Source organism: Coleofasciculus sp. LEGE 07092 (assembly GCF_015207375.1).
GTDB lineage: Bacteria > Cyanobacteriota > Cyanobacteriia > Cyanobacteriales > Coleofasciculaceae > LEGE-07092.
Genome location: NZ_JADEWY010000113.1, coordinates 1 through 22,339, shown reverse-complemented (window position 1 = coordinate 22,339; position 22,339 = coordinate 1). Strand labels below are relative to the sequence as shown.

The 22,339-nt window shown below is 45.1% G+C and carries 11 protein-coding genes; 8 read left to right on the top strand and 3 right to left on the bottom strand.

The window, feature by feature from the left end; genetic code table 11:
* Positions 1–1,121 precede the first annotated feature (1,121 nt).
* Positions 1,122–1,559 (bottom strand): hypothetical protein, encoded by a 438-nt coding sequence (locus IQ257_RS22825; protein WP_193877424.1) that lies wholly within the window; start codon positions 1,557–1,559, stop codon positions 1,122–1,124.
* A gap of 177 nt (positions 1,560–1,736) precedes the next feature.
* On the opposite strand from IQ257_RS22825, the gene IQ257_RS22820 reads away from it, so the two are divergent.
* Complete coding sequence (locus IQ257_RS22820) at positions 1,737–2,081, top strand: hypothetical protein (RefSeq protein WP_193877422.1); 345 nt, start codon at positions 1,737–1,739, stop codon at positions 2,079–2,081.
* A 201-nt stretch (positions 2,082–2,282) separates the two neighbouring features.
* Here IQ257_RS22820 and IQ257_RS22815 read toward each other — a convergent pair whose 3' ends face one another.
* Positions 2,283–2,663: a DUF2853 family protein gene (locus tag IQ257_RS22815; protein ID WP_193877420.1), complete on the bottom strand. Its 381-nt coding sequence runs from the start codon at positions 2,661–2,663 to the stop codon at positions 2,283–2,285.
* A 392-nt stretch (positions 2,664–3,055) separates the two neighbouring features.
* Between IQ257_RS22815 and IQ257_RS22810 the strand changes: the two genes are divergently transcribed.
* Genes IQ257_RS22810 through IQ257_RS22800 form a run of 3 tightly spaced genes read left to right on the top strand, consistent with a single transcriptional unit; the run spans position 3,056 to position 6,835 of the window.
* Positions 3,056–4,345 carry a TIR domain-containing protein gene (locus tag IQ257_RS22810; protein WP_193877418.1) on the top strand — a complete coding sequence of 430 codons (1,290 nt, stop codon included), beginning with the start codon at positions 3,056–3,058 and terminating at the stop codon, positions 4,343–4,345.
* Positions 4,346–4,389: 44 nt separating this feature from the next.
* Positions 4,390–5,853 (top strand): CHASE2 domain-containing protein, encoded by a 1,464-nt coding sequence (locus IQ257_RS22805; protein WP_193877416.1) that lies wholly within the window; start codon positions 4,390–4,392, stop codon positions 5,851–5,853.
* A 28-nt stretch (positions 5,854–5,881) separates the two neighbouring features.
* Entirely contained in the window at positions 5,882–6,835 is a 954-nt protein-coding gene (locus tag IQ257_RS22800) for a DUF928 domain-containing protein (protein ID WP_193877414.1), read from the top strand.
* Positions 6,836–6,862: 27 nt separating this feature from the next.
* On the opposite strand, the gene IQ257_RS22795 is transcribed toward IQ257_RS22800, so the two are convergent.
* Complete coding sequence (locus IQ257_RS22795; RefSeq protein ID WP_193933244.1) at positions 6,863–9,601, bottom strand: CHAT domain-containing protein; 2,739 nt, start codon at positions 9,599–9,601, stop codon at positions 6,863–6,865.
* A 25-nt stretch (positions 9,602–9,626) separates the two neighbouring features.
* Between IQ257_RS22795 and IQ257_RS22790 the strand changes: the two genes are divergently transcribed.
* The 4 genes from IQ257_RS22790 (at position 9,627) to IQ257_RS22775 (ending at position 22,096) form a co-directional block, all read left to right on the top strand.
* On the top strand, positions 9,627–9,782 hold the full coding sequence (locus IQ257_RS22790) for a hypothetical protein (RefSeq protein WP_193877410.1): 156 nt from the start codon (positions 9,627–9,629) through the stop codon (positions 9,780–9,782).
* Between the two features lie 567 nt (positions 9,783–10,349).
* On the top strand, positions 10,350–18,740 hold the full coding sequence (locus IQ257_RS22785) for a S8 family serine peptidase (protein WP_193877408.1): 8,391 nt from the start codon (positions 10,350–10,352) through the stop codon (positions 18,738–18,740).
* Positions 18,741–18,813: 73 nt separating this feature from the next.
* Positions 18,814–19,434 (top strand): hypothetical protein, encoded by a 621-nt coding sequence (locus tag IQ257_RS22780; RefSeq protein WP_193877406.1) that lies wholly within the window; start codon positions 18,814–18,816, stop codon positions 19,432–19,434.
* A gap of 22 nt (positions 19,435–19,456) precedes the next feature.
* Positions 19,457–22,096, top strand: a complete 2,640-nt coding sequence (locus tag IQ257_RS22775) for a filamentous hemagglutinin N-terminal domain-containing protein (RefSeq protein ID WP_228060942.1) — start codon at positions 19,457–19,459, stop codon at positions 22,094–22,096.
* Positions 22,097–22,339 lie beyond the last annotated feature (243 nt).

Here is a 22,339-nt window from a genome sequence, read left to right as displayed (position 1 = left end):
GTAATCAAGGCAGTATGTAACCAGTTATGTCTGTTAATTTAAATTAACAGACATAACTGGTTACATACTGCCTTGATTACTGGTTATTAGTTTTGCCTAACTGGTTCTAGCTTTCTGGTATCCTCTAACTAGTTATTTTGTGCAACTGGTTCTATCCTCACCCTCTTTATAACTAGTTTCTTCGCTAACTTTCTACTTGACCCCAGTCTTAAATTCCTCCAACCTTGACTCTTGTTACCCTACGTTCTCTTCGCCCTAGAAGCCCTTTAATCTTGCCTCCGGTATATATCACCTCACGCTGATTCCAAGCCCCTTACAGCTCATTCTAGCTTGAGGCATTGCCTTTGGCACGGAGAGCGAGCGCAAGGCTAGCTCACACCGCTCTCCTAACCAGTTGAGGCAGATTTGACTCAGTTTCCCACAACCTTGCATACAGGTCAGTTCCGTCAACTTTTTGAAAATTGTGGCTTGAAATCCTTATAAATAAAGAGTAAAATCAGAGTTTAATAGAATGGTTAGTCTGTGTGTCTGTTCATGGAATGAACAGACGTAACTAGTTACTCTCTTTGTTCCTAACCTGTTCATTGTTTTCTCTAACTGGTTTTATCTTTTGGGTGTCCCCTAACTGGTTGCTCTCTCTAACGGGTTCTACTTTTCAGTATTCTAACTAGTTCCTTTTTTCTAACTAGTTTTTCCCTTGCTCTCTACGACTATTGACCCCAGCCTCTCTCATCCCTCCAGCATTGACTCTTGTTAGCTTACGATCTCTTCGCCCTAGAAGCCCTTCAATCTTGTCGAAGCTATTCTACCATTATCAAGTGATTTCCAGCCACTTCTAGGGCATTTTGGTGGGGGTATTTTGCGATCGCCTTTTCGGTCGGATAACTGGTTACTACCTGGCTCGGAATTTCCTAACCCGTTGTGGGAGAAAAACGCGATCGCTGATTCCACTAATCCCTTCACTCCTAACAAGTTGAGAGAGGCTTGACCGGATTTTCCTAGGAAGTCCTTACAGTATAATGGTTCTGGAAAATCGATTGAGTGACGGTGAGAGGGGGTTCATCCCTTTTGTTTAACTGGTTACTTATGACGCGACATTAATTAACTAGTTAAATATTCTACTAACCAGTACCGGATACGCGATAGCGAAGCTCTCTTCGAGCGTCAGCGCCGATCGCTTCCCCTAATCGCCTCATAGAGAAATACTTATCGTTAATTGAGGCAGTTTCAAACAATTTGCGATCGAATTTCTCCCCAGTTACCGAACCTGACCCCAGCGTTCGTTCTCGACAACCTAACCGCCCTGTGCCCTCTATAGGCGATCGCATTTCCACCGACCGACCTGACCCACCGGGAAAACCGAAACATCGGAAACATCTCCAAAACATCCGACCAATACCACGGGGGATGTTGCCGCGACTCCCAAATACGCGATCGCCTCGATTCGCTTCCGCGCTAGCTCCAAGCAACTTCTCTGCCACATGGACAACCCCATACCTCAGTGACCGCTCAGGACAGTCCTGTTTGTTCTGGACAACTGACTCAACAGACGCGCTCACTTCTTAGTGCCTCCTGTTAGTCTTATCTCAGAGCTGAATGAGCCAAAAAGGTGAGCGGTGTATGAAGGTCAAAAAGCATACTTCCGATGCAGAAATACGTCTTGAGAGTTTTGCGCTCGTCCATAGCGCTCTTGTAAAATCATTTCAATTGTTGAGAATTCGCCCAGGAAAAAGTTTATGGCAGATATGTCCGGTCAAGACCCCTCGGAAATCATAATGGCAACGGTTGATGAAGAACGAAAAGGCGCAACTTTCAGCGGTACGGTCATCCTTGGTATAGATCCTGAGGGTGGAGAAGCCGTTTCCTTTAGAGACTTTTTAATTGAAGATTATAAAGGCGAACTTACCGCTTATCTGGCAACAGATGGCGATATAACGAAAAGCATTGATTTAGGCGAACTCGATCATAAAAACCCCACTTTTAGGCTGCCAATTCCGCTCTTGACGGATACATCACCCTACAATACAGTCGTGTTGAGCGACAAAAAAAGCCAGAAAAAAATCCTGACTATCGATCTATAAAATTTGTAACTTAGCGATCGCCTTTTCCACTCCCAGTCCCCAGTCCCCAGCTCCTGACCATGTGATCGCGATCGGCTTTACTCTAGGAAGTGCAAGTGATCGCATTTCCGGTCGGATAACTGCTTACTAACTTCTTCCCCGCTATCCGTGTCGTTTCAAGTGAAGCTCCCATCTTAGGGTAATGCCATCCCCCCAACTCGGCTATTTAAAATTGTCAAACTTGTTGTACTTTTCAGCTAAAAGATAATAGAAAGTCACCCGACTCTTATTTCTGGCGTCTTTCATTTTCGTGCAGATTTCCCCAACAGCTTTATCTAACTCCTCCTCCGATAGCGTCAAAGCCAGCTTCTTTTTCAAAAAGCTCTCTCGTACTAACTCCAGTTCATCTGGAGAGGTACAGGAAACTAGGGAAGCATCTTTACTCCGCAGAGCAATACCTAAATGTTTAACAATTCCTTTAACTACATCTACATCGGCATTCTGAGTATACCTTTCAATATCTTGTCTATAACCGGATTCATTTGAAGTTGACGTGAGTTGACTTTTTTCAACACAAGATAGCCTAGCATGAAAAGCCGACAACAAGCTCCTCTCAAGAAGTAGGTTCGCACTCGTGTCCAGGGAAGTCTGCGATCACTTTTAGCGACCCACCGACACCCCGGCGATTAGTGCCGTGCCACCGCTGCTGACGGGCGATCACTTTTGGCGACCCACCGTAAACGGGTTAGTCTAGAGGAAATCATCCTGAAACCTGATAGAGGCGATGAATGCCTTCCTAGAGGTTAGGGACTAGAGACTCGAAGCACAATCGCTTCAAAATCCGCTCTAGGAGTCGCTTTCAAATATGTACCCAGTAAGAGGGATTTAAAAATGGATAGAATTCACTCCCTGTAAAGATTGCGTTATTTCGTTTTTGGGGAACTTCCGTTTGATGTGACCCAAATTTTGTCCCCTACAGAACAACTGGATAGCTGATGAGTAACTTTAACGATTTAATCGAAATCTCTGGGTGTGATAATCCTTCTCGGCGGGGAGATGTGATTTTCGTTCATGGATTAGGCGGTACGGCGCGAGGAACTTGGCATCCCCAGGAAAAGCAGGATGATGATAACTTTTGGTGCGCCTGGTTGGGGGAAGATATGCCGGATGTGGGAATTTGGTCACTGGGGTATCAGGTGGAACCCTTTCGATGGAAAGGGAATTCTATGCCATTGGCAGATCGCGCCACGAATAGTTTAGATCTGCTGGATAGTTATGAGATAGGCGATCGCCCGATTATTTTCATCACTCATAGCATGGGAGGATTGCTGGTCAAGCAGATGCTGCGAAGTGCTAGAGATTTTGGCAAGTGGAGTGCGATCGCACATAAGACAAGGGGGATTGTATTCCTGTCTACGCCCCATTCCGGTTCAGATATGGCGAGTTGGATTAAGCATATTGGTGGGATTTTGCAAACCACTGTCTCCGTTGAGGAGTTGGAAGCACATCATTCGCGGTTGCGGGAATTGAATCTTTTATATCGCAATAACGAGCAGCTTAGTCAAATCCCGATGTTAGCGTACTACGAAACGCGACCTACTAAAGGGATTTTAGTCGTGAATCAAACCAGTGCTGATCCGGGGATTAAAGGTGTGATTCCTGTATCGATGGATTGTGACCATATTTCTATCTGTAAGGTGACGGATAGGAAAAGTCAGATTTACCGCCAGGTGAAGCGATTTATCGATAATAACTTAGCTACCCATTCAGCACCCACTCCAGATTTAACCATGCAACCACCCCCAATTAAAGCTAATCAGTCGATGAAACGCGAACAAGTTTTTATCAGTTATAGCCATAAGGATAAAATCTGGTTAGAAAAGCTTCAGACTATGCTGAAACCGCTGATGAGGAATAAGACAATCTCTGTGTGGGATGACACAAAAATTAAAGCTGGGGTTAAGTGGAAAGAAGAAATTGAAAATGCTCTCGCCGCAGCCAATGTAGCGGTTTTAATGGTCAGTTCTGATTTCCTTGCGTCTGACTTTATTGCTGAACATGAATTGCCACCTTTACTGGCAGCAGCGGAACAAGAAGGTGTTAAAATTATTTGGATACCTGTAACGTCCTGTCTATACGATGAAACAGAAATTGTTGATTATCAAGCTGCACACAACCCGAATCAACCTTTAGATAATCTGAGTCCTGCTGAATTAAATAAAGCCTTAGTTAAAATTTGTAAGGCTATAAAAACAGCCGCAACTGAAAATTCCCGAAACCCTTAATAGACCCACTGTCATCCGACACCAAGTCAGTGGGTCTAGATAAGGTGTCTACATCTGTAGTGTATGAAACCGCACCGATTTCTCTTTCTCCTCAGCCAGAGGAGAGTGAAGTCGGTGTAGAGCAACTCAATGAGAGGGATAATAACTTAGAGCCAAGAAACACTAGGGAAGGAAGGCAAGGATTAGATAAGGCTGATTCGGAGGATAAACCATCAATCTCTGAGGATTATCAAAAAAATAAAGGGACTAGGACTGAAAATAATAAAAAAATCAAGAATAAAAAGCCTATTTGGAGTAACCTAGGCAGAGTAATTTGGATAAGTCTTTTGTCCACTATAATAGTAACGTTTGCGATACGATCTCCGGGAATGCTACGTTCCCTAGAGTTAGTAGCTTATGATCTATTGATGCGATGGCGACCATACGAGTTATGGGATGACCGTATCATCGTTGTAGGAATCACCGATGCTGAACTTCGAGAATGGGATAAGAGTGAAATACCAGATCTAAAATTAAAGCAGCTATTGCAGACATTGCGGGAGAAGTACAAACCAAGAATTATTGGTCTGGATATTTACCGAGATAAACCTCACGGTGTAGAATTTCAATATAAAGAATTAATTAATGAAATTAATAAAAATAGTTCTATTATTCTAGCTTGTAAAGCTGACGATGATGTCGTAAAACCAGGCATTAAACCTCCTCCTGGAGTTCCAACCGGACGGTTAGGCTTCAGTGACATCTTGTATGACGACTACGAAGGTGATAAAGTCGTTCGTCGCCATTTATTGGAAATGCGATCAGATAATAAACTACTCTGTGATACTAATTTTCCTCTCAGTTACCAACTAGCTGTTAATTACCTAAAACAAGAAGGAATTGAACCTAACCACCCAAAGGGATACTTGTACTTAAATGATATTTTTTTTAAACCCTTATATGAAGATGGACCGTCAGGAGGTTACCACAAAGAAGATCCAGATTGGGGTTATGAACCTAGTAGTGATTATGAAATACTTCTCAATTACCGTAATATAGATAAACCAAATCATTATTCCTATACAGAAGTAAAAAACGGTGATATTGAAAAAGAGGCTTTAGAAGATAGAGTTGTTATTATTGGCTACCTAAATAACACTGAAGATAATGAAATTGATATGCATTCTACACCCTATGGTCAAATGCCAGGAGTGTTTCTTCATGCACACATGGTAAGTCAAATTATTAGTGCTGCTAAGAGAGAGCGGCAACTAATATGGTTCTGGGAACCAGAGTTTGAGTTATTGTGGACTTGGCTTTGGTCTTTTATATTTGGTATATTATTTTTATATTTCCAAAAATATTTACACCGAGTATTGATAGTGATATTTATACTAACATTATTATTAATAATTTGTTGGTACGTTTTTTCTTGGTTTAGTGGCTGGATACCACTTGTACCCCCTTTATTGGCTTTTGCTTTAACGGGAATTTGCGTTGTACGCCTTAATTTTTTGACAAGTAAATAAAAAAAGCAAACTATAAAACAATTAAATTATGACCAATAAAATAAGATTATTTTTTCAAACAATATTAGGCAGACTAACAGCTATATTATTACTAAGTCATTTAGTGTTTTATTCAATACCTGTTAATGCACAAAATACAACTGAAGTTCTCAATTTAGGAAAAGTATCAAATAATCTATTTCTTCAACAAATTCAAGTTAGTTCCAAATTCTTAGAAACTCCAGCTAGCCAACAAAAGTGGTTCCGTTGGCTGAGAGGAGGAAGAAAGGAAAAACAACTCGGTGAATCCTCTCGGCGGGGAGATGCAGGAAGACGAGGGCAGTGCAGTTTGCTTAATCCACCGCTTTTTGCTTTAGTACCTGAGGAACCTTTTGATAAGACATTGGGGAATGTTTTACCTGAAGGTCTAGTGAGTTCGATCAGTTTAACAGTGAGTGAGTATCCAATCTTTTGGTTTTACATTCCCAATTTGCCGCCAAACTTAGATTATTCAAAGTTAGAGTTTATGTTACAAGATAACAAAAATAATGATATTTTCGACGAACCTTTTCGGCTTGACTTAGATGGCATATCAGGGATTGTTGGCTTACGCATCCCCTCTACTCATGGACTCAAGATAGAAAAACTTTACCATTGGTATCTTTCAATTATTTGTGATCCACGAAGACCCTCCAGAAATCCTAATGTTGATGGATGGGTTCAACGTGTGGCACTAACCGACGAACGTGAACGTCAATTACAAGTAGCTAAACCACGAAAACGTGTTGAAATCTACGCCAAAGAAAGCATTTGGCATGAAACATTAACTCTTCTTGCTACCAGCCGCTGTTTTGACCTGAAGGAGTCTGAATTTGCTGCTAACTGGAATCAATTGTGGCAAAATCCCGAATTAGCGGCTGACTGGAATGACCTGCTAGAAGCAGTTGGTTTAAGCGAAATTGCTCAAGAACCAAGCTGTTCAATATTAAATCTTAAACAATGATAATCTTATTACAGGAGTCTGCACTGATCAACGCCAGTCTCCAACTAAAACAAAAGCTGCCCAATGAGAAGGTCTATAGGCGGAAGGATTTTGCAGGAGGTGGAGTTGGGCTTGGCGAAGGGCTTCGGCTTTAGTTGTTTTTTTGCCTAAGGCGGCGTAGAATTGTTTCATCAATGCAGCCGTTGATGGATCATCAATACTCCACAACGTCGCAATGGTACTACGCGCCCCTGTTTGTACCGCCATTCCCGCAATTCCTAAAACGGCGCGATTGTCTCCAGTTGCGGTTTCACAAGCACTGAGAACAAGTAATTCAATGGGATCTTGGTTTCTCGCTCTAAGTAAATCATCCAGGGTATTGAGATCAATCTTTAGGGCATTAATATTACTGTTTATTTCCTGGTCAGCTTCAGTGGCGGCGGTAATAATAAAAGTGTCTTCACGACTGAAACCAAACTGACCATGGGTGGCTAAGTGAACTAAGTTGTAAGCAGAAGAATTAATTTTATCTTGTAGAGCTTTATCGGTAAATTGTTCATTGAATAAGAGCGACGAATCTTGAAGAACTGCTCGAATATTAGCAATTTCTATCTCAACATAATCCAATTGCCCAAACTGATTGTCTAAGGAGTCGGCTAACTCCGGTTGTTTTGAGAGTCCTGCAATTAATGCGTTGAATTCTCCGCTTGACTCAGATTGTGGTAATTTTAAACCCGTAGATAAAGCGATCGCGTATTTCTCCACTAGGTACTGTTCATTCTCGTCTAAAAGCGCCGCCATAGGGATATTGCGTAACGCTCCGTCCAGGACAAAGATTAACGTGTTGACCTGGCTGTTGGCTAAGTCGGCTTCAGCGGGTTGAATTAACCAATTGTAGAGTGTTTGAGAGTCTTGTCTACCTCTTTGGGAGAAAAAAGGTTGTTCTAGGGAGTACCATAGTCGTTTGATCAGGGTTTCCACCTCTTGACGCGGGGTGTTGGCGGGTGAGTAATGTCGCAGTTTTTCCCCCGGTACAGCTAGAATGACTTCGAGTCTGTCTTCCAAAAGGATCGGGTAAAGAACGGCGGTGGTTGAATCTTCGGCAATTATGGCTTCCAGGGATACAGTTTCCTCACCCTCTAGTTGGGCTACACTACATTGCAGTAGATTTTGCAGTTCAGCTAACTGGAGTTCGGAAATCACATTACGGGCTTCTTCTAGGTTTTCTTGTTGATTATCCCCCCTAGATTGTAGCAGTAAATTAACATATCCTCGATAGATTGGCTCTACTTGATCGCGCAAATTAAATTGAATATCTAATTCAGCCGATAGTAAGTTATCCCGGATATTTTGAATATTATGAAATGCTGCTTCGTAGGCGGTTAAGGCGCGTTGAAAATAACCTTGCATTGCTGACGTTTTGTGCTGCTTTTCTGCTTGCTCTGCCTCAGCTTTGTATATTCGCCCTAATTGCCATTGCCACGGATAAGCAACATCCCATGATCGTTGAGATTGGGCTAATCTTAGGGCTTTTTCAGTTTGTTTTTCTGCTTTCTGCCATTCCTGCTGTTGTTCGTACCATTGCCCGTAGTAACCTAGGGCATACATTTCTGCCAGGGGATTGTTCAGTTGTTTTGCCCAGGTAACTGCTGTGTCAAAGCGTTGGTTGATTTCTGCGGTTGAAGGTTCTCTTAAAGAGGGGAAATAATTGGCATACTCTTGGAGCTGAGTTAAGCTGACAGCATAATTCACTTGGGCGTAGATTAGAGATAACTGTTCTGGGAAGGTTAAATTTTTCCAGGTTTTTGTATCAAATGTTGGTTGAATGGTCTGATGAGTCTGGGAAGCCTGCTTTTCTAGGATAGAAAACCATTTTTTTGCTGCCGATTCAACCTGGGTAATCTCAGATTTAATCGTAGGTATCCATGTCTCTACCGTTAACTCCTGCTTGACCGTTTTCAGCCATGCCACAGTATCTAAGGTCAAACTCAATTGATTGAGTCGTGCCTGAGTTGGGATAATTTGAGAATTAGACCCATCCGTTTCTGCGGCTGTTCGATAGCTGTCTAAGGCTATTTCTACCTGATTAAGAGCTTGCTGCAAATCATCTAAGTTTCGGGTTCTGTTATATAAATTACGTTGGCGCTGACTTAAAGCACGTTGGGTATTGCCCAAACTCAAATAGTCAGCCGGGGTAGGTTGGGAAATAAACGATAAAACCGTCTGGGCGTCCTCTAAGCGACCGACTCGGCGCAGCACTTCACCTAATCCCCGCCAGCCCTCAACGTTAGCTGGAGAGTTAGAGAACTGTTGGAGGGTTTGCAGTTCCTGGTCTGAGAGTTGACAGTCTGGAGACTCTAACCCAAACCCTTGTAGGAAGGTCTGACAAGCTTGGGTGTAGCGTCCTGACGCCAAGTAGTCTTGACCTTGGTCAAGTTGCTGATAATTAATCTCAATAGGGGTTTGAACGAGGAGAATTTCCGATTGTACTTTTGGCTGAACACTCACATCTGGTTCTCTTACCGTCGTGTCAGACGTTAGGAGTATGGGTTGAATTAGGGGGCTTGCGCCAATGACCCGTTCAGTAAATAGAGTCTGGACGCCCAAAACTGAACCCAATCCGAGAAATGTCACAAGGGCAAAACTGAGTACACGGCGACGTGTTTTCCAGAAGCGAGGACAAATTTGGGTAAACAACCGAATCAGGCGGTGTTTCTGACTGGCATCATGGATGCGGTAGTGTCTGGGGGAAACGCTCAAGGCATCTTTTTTCATAACTAGTTTCATCTGATATCGTGCATCATTTCCTTCAATGAAGCGATTCCAACAGACTGTCGATTTGCTGAGTGTGGTACAAACCCGTAGACAGCGGGGACGGTTGGTGATGGAGTTTTTCCAACAAGTCTTGAGCGAAAACTTCGCTGACAATAAATCTCGCCCACCTTTGTCGCCTGAACCCATACCCTGAATCACAACGGCAGAGGATGAAAGCCGAAAGCTGGACAGTCCGGGTATTCAAGCACCATTTTGGGCGAAGCCTTTCATCCCCTAATAATAAATTGATCAAACCTGACCTGAATCTTTACATTGGAATCCTTGCTCGATCAACTAGAGAAAAGTTATCTTCTAAGAAAGAATAGTTAATACTCTGATTTGACCACGCCCAGTAAAAAGCGCTTGTATCCTTTAGCCGGAAGTTCCCTTATTTTTGCTTGGAGATAAGTTTCAGGTTAGCCTATGGCTTAATGCCACTTAATGCCAATAGTCCATCCGGAATCGGAAACTGTTCGCTTGATTAACTGACTTGTGGAAATCTGTCTGAGAATAACGCCTAGGGCAATAGCTTTTGTAAGCTGTCGCACCTTTCATTTGTACTGTTTTACGGCAGGATAAGGATAACTAATTTCTCCTCCCTGCTTTCAATTAGTGTTTCCATAAAAAATTGACAATTTTTTTATTCAGAGTTGCCCTATTAGGGGTTCCTAATTTAGGGAGTGAGCCAGATAGCCCCTAATCGTTTGAGTTGAAAAAAGTCATGGATAATTCAGATACGGTACAAGCGAGTTTGAGTAATCCCCTCGCCTCAGTTCCAGGTCAGGATGGACTCAACAATATTCTGGCAACTGAATCTCAAGTTCCCTCTACATCTAAATTAACCGCCCTGGGAAGTTACCGTGACCCACTGCTGGACTCTAAAATTGTACCTGTTGCGGTGACAGGCGTAAATCTGGAGAATACTCTGACGGGAAATGCTCTAGGGTTGAATCCTACGGCAGATTTGAATTCCCAGACGGAGGAAACCTCCCCGGTGTTAGATGGGGTTGACCCCTTACTGGGTACTTCGGCAATGGTTAACTCGGATTTGAACCTTGAATCTGGAGTATTCACCGTGGGGAACACGGGAGAGGTGAAGATTGATTTCCTATTTGATGGTGGGGGGTATCAGGGAGAACTGGCACTCTTTAATCTAGCGGGGATGGAGAACTTGGAGCCAGGTTCTCCAGAGTTTATCCAGGAAGCGGCTCTTCGGGCTTTGAGTGATTCGCCCTTGGGTTATATTGCCATTTCTGACCGGATAGAGGGGGGACGCTTTCGGGGAGAATTAGGAGAGCGCGATCGCAATCAGGGAGATTACCAGGGAGTCAAACGCTTCAACTTGACTCCAGGCGATGAGTTTGCCTTGATGCTAGTTCCTAATGGGACAGTACAGCAAGTCTTTGAGCAACCTACCATTGGCGGCTCGGTGCGTCCCTTGTTCTCTTTGGCGACGGCTAATCCCAATGATGGGTTACATTTGGGGCAAATTGCCGATGTTACCGGAGACGGTCACACCTTTGTCATGGAAGATTTGCGGGTGGACGGTCGCTCAGATCAAGATTACAACGATTTCATCTTTTCTGTACGGGGGGCGACAGGTCAAACCGTTCTGTTGGATGCGGTGATTGAACCAACTCAGGATTGGCGGACAACGGAGTTGGGAGAAGCTTTGGTTGATTATGTAACCATTGATCAGGATTCGCAGCCGCAAGGGGCTATTACCGATGAGCTTTCCGATGTCGTGCGCTCTGCTGTTGAATCGTCTACGGATTTAGATAATTATGACCCTGCAACATTAGCGGAGACTCAAGAATGGGTAGTGGGAATTACACCCGGTTATCCCCATCCCCAGTTAGCCACCCTGTTTGGGGTTGAGAATTTAGGAGAGACGACATACATTCCCCATACCTACATTTGGCAGTTTCCAGGGACTATGACTCCGGAGCAGGTGGGTCAGCAATTGCAGGAGTTAGGGGGGATTGAGTTTGCCTATCCTTTGGTTCCCGTTGAACTTGTCCCCCAAGGGAATGATCCCTTATTTGGTCACCAATGGCATCTCCAAAATACAGGTCAGACGGGTAGCCTTCCCGGTTTTGATGGCAATGTTATTCCCGTTTGGGAGTCAGACATCCACGGAAACGGGGTTGTCATTGGCATTGTTGATGATGGGTTACAACATACTCATCCCGATTTGGTCGAAAATTACCGAGCCGACTTAAGTTGGGATTTCCAAGACGGAGATAGTGACCCCGCCGCAACTGCCGCTAATGCCCACGGGACGGCTATTGCGGGGATAGCAGCAGCGAGAGGGGATAACAATATTGGCGTGAGTGGGGCGGCTCCGGAGGCGTCTCTAGCCGGATTGCGACTGCTGGGTGAAAATATTGCGGATTTAAGGATAGCTGATGCCTTATCTTACCAGAACCAGGAGATTGACCTTTATAACAATAGTTGGAAACCCAGAGATTGGTTTTGGAGGGGAAATGCGCTCTCGTTAGCAGCGCTGGAAACAGCCGCGACTGAGGGCAGGAATGGTTTGGGCAATATTTACGTGTTTGCCGCTGGCAATGACCAAGCTTACGACAGTAATGTCAATTATAATAGCTTCGCTAATTCTCGCTATACTGTTGCCGTAGCCGCTATTGATGACTCTGGGGATCAAACTCGGTACAGTGAACCGGGAGCGTCGTTGTTAGTGTCGGCTTATTCTAAGGGAAGTTACAAACATTCTCCCAGTGATAACAGGCAGCAACTGATTTCGGATAACGGGACACAAAGCTTTGACCTGAATGTTAATAACATTTCAGGAGCAATCACTGACCTAGCAGTCAGGTTGGACATTCGCCATCAACGTAGCAGTGATTTGGAGGCATTTCTAATTAGTCCATCGGGAACCCGCGTTGAACTATTTACGGATGTAACCGATGAAAATGCCCATTTTCAAGGGATTTGGCTCTCTGATGAGGAAGAGACTCTGATTACTGATTGGTCGAATCCAGAGATTGTCAAGTTTAAGCGCTTCCGACCCGAAGGGCGTCTGGCTGATTTGGATGGCGAAACTGCCAATGGCATCTGGCAGTTGGAAATTACCGATAATACTCCCTCCCAAGCGGGTCAACTCCGAAATTGGCAACTCGATATCGGAACGAATGGGATTACGACGACGGATTTAATCGGCGCTGATGGCACAAATCCAGGGGATTATACCTATGACTCTGGGGGAACCTCTTCCGCCGCACCGTTAGTTTCTGGAGTCGTGGCGCTAATGTTGGAGGCTAATCCCAATCTAACCTGGCGAGATGTGCAGCATATTCTCGTGGAAACGGCTGACCCGGACAAAACTGACCGATTTGACGAGGACTGGACGACAAATGGGGCAGGATACCAGGTTAATCATAAGTATGGCTTTGGTGGGATTGATGCTGCCGCTGCTGTGGAAAAGGCAACAACCTGGACATCCGTCGCTGAAGAGGTTTCGATTAGTTCTGAGCCACAAGTCGTTGAGGTAGATATTCCCAATGCAGATGGCACAGAGATTGAAAGAACCATTAATATTACTGATGATATCACCGTTGAATGGGCAGAGGTCGTTTTTGAGGCTGACCATCCCATACGGGGTGACCTGAATGTGGTACTTGTTTCCCCAGATGGCACGGAGTCCATTTTGGCTCAACCTCATCCTCCTGTTTATGACACCAATCCCAACGACAACTACAACCCAAATGCTAACTATCAAAATTGGGTATTTACCTCAGTGCGTCACTGGGGTGAGTCGTCTCTGGGAGAGTGGACGCTGCGAGTATCCGATCAAATATTCGATTTCGAGCAACCCGATACTGGTACTTGGAAATCCTGGAAACTGAATCTCTACGGCACTCAAACGAATCACCCGCCAACGTTAACGACGGTTCTAACACTGACGGGTGCGACAGAAACAAAACCCTTTGCGATTACTTACGCGGATTTAGCCAATGTTGCTGATGAAGCGGATGTGGATGGGGATACGATTTGGTTCCGGATTGAAACAGTCACTTCTGGTACGTTAATTCACAATGGCAACCCGGTGATACCAGGGGAAACTGTGTTACGGGATACGGATGAACTGGTTTGGATACCGGACACGTCGGGTTCAGCAGTACCCGCGTTTACGGTAAAAGCCTTTGATGGGACGGATAATTCAGAAACGCCGATTCAGGTTGACGTTGAGGTGACTGAATTACCGACGATAACTCTGAATGCGACTGACCAGACTGCCTCGGAGGATGGGGATACTGGAGAATTTACCTTTACCCGCAGTGGCAATACTAATGACCCACTGACGATACACTACAGCACAACGGGTACAGCGACTCAAGGCACAGATTATACGACATTAAGTGACAGCATTACTATTCCCGCAGGTGAGACAACGTTCACCCTGCCAATTACGCCGATCAATGATACGGAGTATGAAGGGGATGAAACTGTGGTGGTGAATCTGATTGGAGATACTGATTATCAGGTAGGAACAGCTAATAATGCTCAGGTATTGATTGCTGATAATGATCTGCCACCCAATACACCACCCGTGGCAACCAACCTGACGTTCACTCAAGCCTACACCGAGGATATCCCACTTGACCTGACAAATATTGGCATCACTGACCCTGATTCTGGGGATACTATCACCGTCAGCTTACAACTCTCTCATCCAGAGGCAGGACAGTTAACAACGGATACGGTTGGGACAACATCATCAACCTTTGACCCCGCCAGTGGGGTGTGGCAAGCCAGTGGTGCCGTCGCTGATATTAATACGTTACTGACTGATGTGCAGTTTGTCCCGACAGAGAATTTCAACGGCAACTTGACCCTTGACACCAATGTCTCTGATGGCATTGCCTCACCCCTCACAGGTACGATTAGCCTCCAGGGGATTAGTGTAAATGATGCGCCAACGGTGGATGCGATCGCGTCTTTGACGGGAGCAACGGTTAATCAGCCATTTACAATCGCCTATTCGGATTTACTGAATGCCTCAAATGCCAGTGATGTGGAAGGGGATGGAATTTCCTTCCAGATTGAGGCAGTCACATCTGGCACGTTAACCAAGAATGGACAAGCGATCGTGCCGGGAGTGACCACGTTAACCCCAACCGAGGAATTAGTTTGGGTGGCAGATCAAGCGGGTGAGTCTATTCCAGGGTTTACCGTCAAAGCCTTTGATGGCAGTGATACATCAGTAACAACGACTCAGGTGGTATTGGATGTAGCCGAATTACCCACAGTAACTCTTAGTGCCACAGATGCCAATGCTTCTGAAGATGGGGATACAGGAGAGTTTACCATTACCCGCACAGGCAGTACCACCGAACCCCTGACAGTGAATTTTTCCCTAGCCGGTGATGCCGTGACTGGGGATTACGGATTATTCAACCCAGACAATAGCGCGATCGCAGACAACAGTGTCACTATACCAGCCAATGCATCCACAACCACGATTAATCTCGAAGCAATCAATGATACAGAGTTTGAGGAGAATGAAACGGTTGTCTTGAATTTGGCAGCAGCTACAGGCTATCAAGTCGGAACGGCTAATAGTGGCACTGTCACGATTGCGGATAATGAAACACCAATTGTAATTAATACCAACGATAGTAGCATCGGTAGTTTGCGCTATGCCATTGATTGGGCAAATCGTAATCCGGGTCTGGATACTATTGCCTTCAATATTCCCACTGCTGATGCGGGTTATGACCCAGTTACCGGGGCATTTACAATTCAACCTTTATCCGCATTACCTATAATTACTGACCCAGTAGTGATTGATGGAAAAACTCAGGTTGGGTTCTCTGCAACTCCGATTATTGAGTTGGATGGTAGTAATGTAGGTGAAAGGGCTAATGGTTTAACGATTACGGCGGGAAATAGCACTGTACGCGGATTGGTAATCAATCGCTTTGATGATAGCGGAATTGCCTTCAGAATCAATGGAAATAATCGGATTGAGGGGAACTTTATTGGCACTGATGTCACGGGGACTCAAGCTCTGGGTAATAACTTGGCAGGAGTGTATATTGACCACACGTCCAATAATACTATTGGTGGGACAACACCTGAGTCGAGAAACCTTATTTCCGGTAATAGTGATATATTTGCAACAGGAATTGCATTAAATAGTTCAGCAACAGGCAATGTCATCCAAGGTAACTACATTGGCACCGATATTACTGGTACAAAAGATTTAGGGAATTTTTACGGTATTAAGATGCGGGGGACGTCTAATACCTTAATTGGTGGCACAACTACAGGAGCAGGCAACCTAATATCAGGTAATGATGCGGAGGGTATTAACATTCAACGTAGTTCAGCAACAAATAATGTTATCCAAGGCAACTACATTGGTACTGATGTCACTGGCACAAAAGATTTAGGTAACTCTGATCAGGGCATCTATATTGCGACCGGATCTAACAATCTCATTGGCGGCTCAACAGTAGAGGCACGTAACCTCATCTCTGGCAATGATTCTCGTGGTATCACCCTTAGTGTTTCTACAATGAATAATGTAATTATTGGCAACTATATCGGTACAGATATCACTGGCACCAAAGCTTTGGGCAATCGAGGTGGTGTAGGTATTGGGGGATTTCGCAATATTCTGGGTGGGACAATACCTGAAGAGCGTAATCTGATTTCTGGTAACGACTGGGATGGCGTAAGCATTCGTAGAGACATTAGAATTTCCGAGCAATCAGGTACACAAAATGTTGTTCAAGGCAATTATATTGGCACCGATGTGACTGGTATCCAGCCCTTAGGTAATCAAGGAGAAGGTGTAACTATTGAAGGGGCTGATAACACTATCGGTGGCACAGACTTAGGTGCTGGAAACATTATCGCATTCAATAATTCTGAGGGTATATGGCTGCTAGATCCCAATACAGTACAGTCAGAACGCACCAATGGTAATGCCATTCTGGGTAATTCCATCTTTTCTAATACCCAATTGGGAATTGATATTATTGGTAGTCGTGGGGTCACAGCGAATGACCTAGGAGATGGAGATGTCGGTGCTAATAACTTACAAAACTTCCCAGTATTAACCTCCGCCACTTCCAGTGGCAACAGTACAACAATTCAAGGAACGCTTAACAGTACACCTAATGACACCTTCCGGTTAGAATTCTTCTCCAACAGCAGTTTAGATCCTTCAGGTTATGGCGAGGGTGAAACCTTCCTCGGTTTTCAAGATGTCACAACTGATAGCAGTGGCAATGCTAATTTCACATTGAATTTGCCAGAAGGTTCGGTTGGGCAGTTTATTACCGCCACGGCGACTGACCCAGACAATAATACCTCAGAGTTCTCTCAAGGAATTGGAGTAGAACAAGTCATCCCAGAACTCTTTACAGACATTGATGCTGGATTAACAAATTTTTGGAATCCCCAAACTTCTAGGGCAACAGCTTGGGGAGATTACGACAACGATGGCGACTTGGATATCCTGCTCTCTAATGGTAATCATTCAAAAGTCTATGAAAATACAGGCAGTGGTTTCACCGAAATCAATGCTGGACTGGCTGGTGTTCTCCACGGTTCAGTCGCCTGGGGAGATTACGACAATGATAATGACCTCGATATCCTTCTGACTGGTTATGATGATGATTCAGATACCAAGACTATCGTTAAAATCTACGAAAATACAGGTAGTGGTTTTACCGACATCAATACTGGATTGAATGGTGTCCGCATTGGTTCTGCCACCTGGGGAGATTACGACAATGATGGTGACCTCGATATCCTCATGACTGGTTTTACTTATGGTTCTCCTGACAGTAATGATTCAGACCGTATCACCAAAGTCTACGAAAATACAGGTAATGGTTTTATGGATATCGGAGCTTCTCTCCTCGGTCTTTCTTCAAGTTCTGTGGATTGGGGCGATTACGATAGTGATGGAGACCTGGATATTCTGCTAACAGGTTGGGAAATACTTTCATTTGACTCGGCAATAGCACACGCTAAAGTTTACGAAAACACAGGCAATGGCTTCACCGATATCAATGCTGGATTGACAGGTGTTCACAGAGGGTCAGGGACTTGGGGAGATTATGACGGTGATGGTGACTTAGATATCTTACTGACAGGGTGGAAGGATGAATCGTGGAGTAATGGCGTTGCTAAAGTTTACGAAAACACAGGTAGTGGTTTTACTGACATCAATGCCGGATTAACTAATGTGGGTCACAGTTCGGCTGTCTGGGGAGATTATGACAATGATGGTGACCTGGATATCTTGCTTACAGGCGCAGGCGCTAGCAATGATGGTCAATTTGAAAACCTAACTAAGGTCTATGAAAACACAGGTAGTGGCTTTACTGACATCAATGCCCCATTAACGAATGTGATGTTAAATTCGGCTGTCTGGGGAGATTATGACAATGATGGTGACCTGGATATCTTGCTTGCGGGTCATGATGGTTCAGACTATATTGGCAAAGTTTACCGCAACAATACCCTCATCGCGAACACTACTCCCACACTTCCCACTGGTCTTAACGATTCAGTTAACGGCAATTCCGTTACCTTAAATTGGAACCCATCAACAGATACTGAAACACCCCAAAGCAACTTGACCTATAACCTGCGGGTGGGAACTACACCAGGGGGGTCAGACATTATGTCTCCCATGTCCAATAGTGATGGCACTCGCCAACTCGCCCAAATGGGTAATGTCAATCACAACACAAGTTGGACACTCAATGACCTAGAACCTGGCACCTATTACTGGAGTGTACAAGCAGTTGACAGTGCTTTTAAGGGTTCAGCATTTGCCGACGAAGGTAGTTTTACAATTGATTCTTCGGGAACCACCATCGGTTTCCTCAGTACATCCATTAACAATAATATTGAAGGAACGCTCAATGGTACACCCAATACCAATTTCCTACTGGAATTCTTCTTTCAGAAAATTGTATTTTTTACATCGGGTCCCAATAAAATATCTGTTGGTTCAACGGAAGTAACAACCGACAGTAATGGAGAAGCATCTTTCGTTTTCGTGCCAACTTCCCAAATTTCAGTACCATCGGGTTATTTCCTTTCTGTGAAATCTACTCAATTGTAATTTCCCCATAGAATCAATTCCACTTTCAATAGTCAATCAACCAGACAAACACAACATATTAGGAGACTAAACCATGCCCACTGCATCCACAAACCAACCCTCTTGGCTACTTAAACAATCTGAATACGGAGACTTGTTTAACCAGGAATTTGACTTTATCAGGGGAGGCTCCCTGAGTGTACAAAACAATTCAGATTCCGCATCCCTGGACTATATATGGGTGCGGCGGCGTTCCTATACTGACTATGACTTACCAGGAGTAGATGACCCACCCGAACTCAACTACTACGAGAATATCTTTAGTCAAGAACCCACAGCCCTATCCTGGTGGGAAGTTAACTCCCAATCCTCTGGAAACGGTGGCGGTTCAATTTTGATTCCCGTAGATGGCAACCCTCTAGCTGAGGAGGAATTATACTATCTCGGTATTGATGGTACTGCCGCTGCTAATCCCTTCATCGGCGCTTCCTCAATTCGGTTTCAAAGCAGCAACCCCAGCCTTGATAATCGCGTATTTGATATATTAATTGCCGATACCTATGAAGTGACCGAAGTGATTGTTGAGTATCCGGAAACGGCTAACAACTCAACAGTAACCTCTGTTCCAGAATCCTCATCCGCATTAGGCATCTTACTGTTTGGCACAATGGGTGTAGGGTTATTACTAAAACGGCGATTGTCTCGTGCTTCCTGATCATATTCGCTTCCGATTTTTTATGAAATCAATGCTTCAGAGACTAGGGCTAGCAACCAGTCTGACCCTCTGTTACTTAGGCATTCATAGCTCAGTACAGGCACAAATCAGCAGCGATGGTAGCTTGGGAACATTAATCAATGGTTCCCCTAACCTATCCTGTACCGCCGCCACCTGCACGATTGGAGGTGGCACTACCGTAGGAGAAAATCTATTCCATAGTTTTGCTGAATTTTCTATCCTCAACGGTAACAGTGCCATCTTTGACAACAGTGCCGCCATTCAACGGATTATCAGCCGCGTCACCGGAGGGTCAATCTCAACCATTGATGGAATCATCGAAGCCCTGAATGGTAATCCCAGCCTATTTCTGCTCAATCCGAATGGAATTGTCTTTGGTCCACAAGCCGAATTAATTAACCTTAACTCCTTCGTCGCCAGTACAGCCAATCAACTTAACTTTGCCGATGGTACATCCTTTGCTGTCGCAGCACCCACCCCATTACTAACTATCAGTATTCCCACAGCGCTAGAATTTGGAGGAGCACCCGCAGATATCCAGGTACAAGGATCTATTCTACAAGTACCAACGGGTCAAACCCTTGCCCTTGTGGGTGGAAATCTCACCCTGAACCAAGGCGCATTGCTCATCGCTGAACAGGGACGAATTGAACTCGGAAGCCTTGCAGAACCAGGGGAAGTTAGCCTAACGCCCACTAACCAAGGCTTGGTATTAGGATATGCCGAAAATCAAAATTTCGGAGATATCCAACTCTCTCAGGATGCTCTAGTCGATACCAGTGGTGAAGGTGGGGGAGATATTCAAGTGCAGGGACGCCACGTCACCTTGAGTGAGGGAGCTGCCTTAATTGCCAATACCTTTGGTGCAGACGATGGGGGAACGTTAACTGTCAACGCCTCCGAGTCGGTAGAACTGATGGGTACATCCAGTACCACCGGATTTCCCAGTGGTTTGCTCACAGAAACAGCCGGAGCCGGAGCCGGAGGCAACATTATTATTAACACCCAGCGCTTAGTTATCCGAGATGGAGCGCAAGCCTCAGCCGCAGCATTCCTACCTGGAAATGGTCAAGGGGGCAACCTATTCGTTAACGCTTCCCAGTCCATTGATTTAATTGGGGAGTCTCCTGACCTGAGCTTTGCCAGTGGCTTGTTTACGGTAACTGAAGGAGATAGCGCTGGCGGCAACTTGCAGGTTAACACAGGTCAATTAACCATCCAGGATGGGGCAGCTATCGATGCCTCTACCTTTGGCAATCAACAAGGGGGAAATCTATCGGTCACTGCCTCAACCATCAACTTAATCGGTACTTCAGCAGACCCTCGTTTTCCCAGTGGCTTGTTTGCGTTTACAGGGGGGAGAGGCGCAAGCGGTAAGTTGACGGTTGATACTGATGTATTGATTATTCAGGATGGCGCTAACATCTCTACCTCTACGTTTGCTGCTGGCAATGCTGGAGAAATCAGCATTCGTTCCTCCGAGTCCCTTCTAGTGACTGGAACTAGACAGAATGGGTTTCCCAGTGGCATCTTCGCTCAAGCAAACCCAGGAGCAACGGGAAAAGGTGGCAATTTAACCATTGAAACACCGCAGCTCACTATTCAGGATCAAGGTCGAGTCTCAGCCAGTACAGCAGGGTCAGGGCGAGGCGGTAATTTAACCCTTGACACTGAACGGTTAATCCTGGAACGGGGCGGACAGATAAGCACCCTAACAACAAGTTCTGGTCAAGCTGGAGAACTTACCGTTCGTGCTTCTGATTCAGTTATATTAACTGGCATCTCAGCCACAAGTGGTGTCCCCAGTGGCTTGTTTGCCCAAACTCAAGGCAGTGGTGACGCCGGAGACTTACAAATTACCACAGACCGCCTAATTATCCAAGATGGAGCCAAAGCTACCGTCACCAGTGAAGACCCCACCAGTCAAGCAGCCGCAGGTAACCTGCTTATCCAAGCTGACACCATTGAACTCAATAACCAGGGATTAATTACTGGAGAAACCCAATCCGGTCAGGGTGGTAATATTAACCTAAACGCTGAACATATCCAATTACTCAACACCAGTCGCATCTCCACAACCGCAGGCACAGCGAATAGCCCTGGAGACGGTGGCTTCATCACGATTCAGACAGATACCTTAGTCGGTCTGGGAAACAGTGACATTACCGCCAACTCCTTTCAAGGTCGAGGTGGTCAAATTAACATTACTGCCCAAGGCATCTTTGGTCTAGAAGTGCGCCCTCAACTCACCGAGAATAATGACATCACCGCCTTTTCTCTGTTCAATCCCCAGTTAAATGGTGAAATCGCGATTCTAACTCCCGACATTGACCCCATCCGAGGGTTAACTGAACCACCGGAAATCTCAGACATTGAAGAAATTGCCCAGGGATGCGACGCCCAAAGAGGGTCAAACACAGGTTCATTTATCAGAAAAGGTGGCGCTGGCTTACCCGTCAATCCCAGCCAAGTTCTGGGAAATACGATTGTCAGAAACCAAACCGATGCCACTACCCAACCCATCATCGAAGCTCAAGGATGGGTGTGGAAAGACGATGCCAGGGATACAGTCATTCTCACCTCCCAATCTCCCACAATTATCCCCACCAGTCCTGGTTTAACACCAAACAATTGTTTGTAGTCGGCACTTTAGTGCCTTAGAATGACTTATTTCCCAGCCCTAAAGGGCTGACTACAAGCTCATACAAGTCCGATACTACCGGACATGATAGAGTTTCTACCCCCCATGCACCCTCGCTACCGTCTGACTCCCTTCTGCCTTCTGCCCTCTGCCTTCCTAATTACCTGTCTCACCCTACCCGTAACCGCCCAAACCCTTGACCTCCCAGAAATTCCCAATCCCATCGAACCCAATCCCCCCACC